The organism is Pediococcus damnosus (assembly GCF_001437255.1).
GTDB lineage: Bacteria > Bacillota > Bacilli > Lactobacillales > Lactobacillaceae > Pediococcus > Pediococcus damnosus.
This window is the reverse complement of record NZ_JQBD01000152.1, coordinates 1-1801: the sequence shown is the minus strand read 5'-3', so window position 1 is coordinate 1801 and position 1801 is coordinate 1. Positions and strand designations below refer to the sequence as shown.

The window sequence follows — 1801 nt, the reverse complement described above, 5'->3', positions numbered from 1 at the left end:
AGGTACTGTCAAACGTACCCGATTTTGTCTAGTTTTAATTATTGTTTCTAATGGTTTTGTATTATCTAAGTGAAATTAAAAAACACCCGGACCAATTCTTCTGTTATCCTTGGTGTGCAACCAACAAGAATTCCAAGAAAGAAGGAGATCCGAGTGCTTACACCATTATTAACTTATTTAGTCCAAATAATCAAGTTCCAACGTGCATTGATCATCTTTTTGTTGGCCCAGCTGATTGATATTTTTGACCATTCGCGCTTGCCCAGCACCGATAAACCAACCTATAAACGCTTTAATCAATTTCAAGTTGACGATAAATTACCAATTTTAGCAGCCGATATTGGTCCAGAATCACTTAATTATGAGCAACTGATCATTGACTACATGACCAAAACCGGCAAAGATCTAAAACCAATTCGGCGCCGACAAGGCACCGTGATCACGTTCCAGAACCAACGTTGCCCACGCTGTAATGCCCCAAGCGACTATCTATACGCTAATAACGGTAAAGGTAATCAGCTTAAGTGTAAGATCTGCGCTTTTAGCTTCCAAAATGGTGATGCGCAGAAGAAGAAAGCGGTGGTACTTCGTTGCCCATACTGCCAACATCGATTGGAAGCTCATCACCACCGTAGTAACTTCGATGTGTTACGTTGTCCTAATGACCAATGTTCATTTCGTTTAAAACAAATCAAGCAGTTATCCGTAGCTGAAGCCAAACAATTCAAGGAACAGCCATCTAGCTTCAAAGTACGCTACACTTTCCGTAACTTTAAATTCGATCTCAAAGGCTTAGCGGCTAGTTCGCCAGTTCAAGCCAAGGTCGATTTGAGTAAGATCCAAGCCAGCCCTGAGGTTTTAGGGCTTGTCCTGACCTATCACATTAACTATGGCCTGTCGGCCCGTCGTACCGCAGCCATCATGTACGACGTTCACGGCGTTAAGATCTCCCACCAAACCATTCACAACTACGAAGAGGCGGTAGCGACCGTTATTCGACCATTCTGGGCTAACTATCCTTACGAACTTTCCAACCAATTAGTTGGTGATGAGACTTACGTCAAGGTCAAAGGTAAGTGGAACTATATCTTTTACTTTTACGACGCGGTTAAAAAGCTAATTCTAGCCGACTATATAACGCCCAACCGCACAACTGAATCAGCGGTCGTTGCCATCAATCAAGTCCTACAGAAGATGTCCGAACGTCCAGCCGACCTACAGTTCGTAGTCGACGCCAATCCCATTTATCAAGTAGCACAACTTTATTTTGCTCAACAAGGGATCAATTTTAAAATCAAGCAAGTAGTAGGGTTGACCAACAAAGATCCAATCAGTAAAGAGTATCGTTTCTTGAAACAAACAATTGAGCGTTTAAACCGTAGTTTTAAGGGCAATTATCGGTCGGCCACTGGTTTTAACTCACCAACCGGTTCAGCCAGTTATACCGCCTTATATTCAGCGGCTTATAACTTTTTACGCCCGCACGAAGCGCTAGATTATAAGGTGCCGGTACACCTACCAGAGCTGGACAATAAACCGCGCATGTACGATAAATGGTTGGCCTTGATTGATCTAGCACAAAGCCAATTACCAACTGCATAAGCAAGCATTAGTTTAGGACTAGAATCAAACTTGTCTAAGCTGACTTTGTGTTGCCTCGAAACGGGCGATTGGCCGGATTAATACTGTGCGCGTACAGAACTAACCAACTAGACCACTCAATCCTTAAGTCGATTTCTACAGTTGCATCTACACCACCTTCTGAACCACGGTTTTCATAGAACTTTTGACGTTACCGAAT

The 1801-nt window shown here is 42.9% G+C and carries 1 protein-coding gene; it reads left to right on the top strand.

What is annotated here, in order from left to right:
- The first annotated feature begins 153 nt into the window (after nucleotides 1-153).
- Nucleotides 154-1602, top strand: a complete 1449-nt coding sequence (locus IV84_RS10340) for a DDE-type integrase/transposase/recombinase (protein ID WP_056943358.1) — start codon at nucleotides 154-156, stop codon at nucleotides 1600-1602.
- Nucleotides 1603-1801 lie beyond the last annotated feature (199 nt).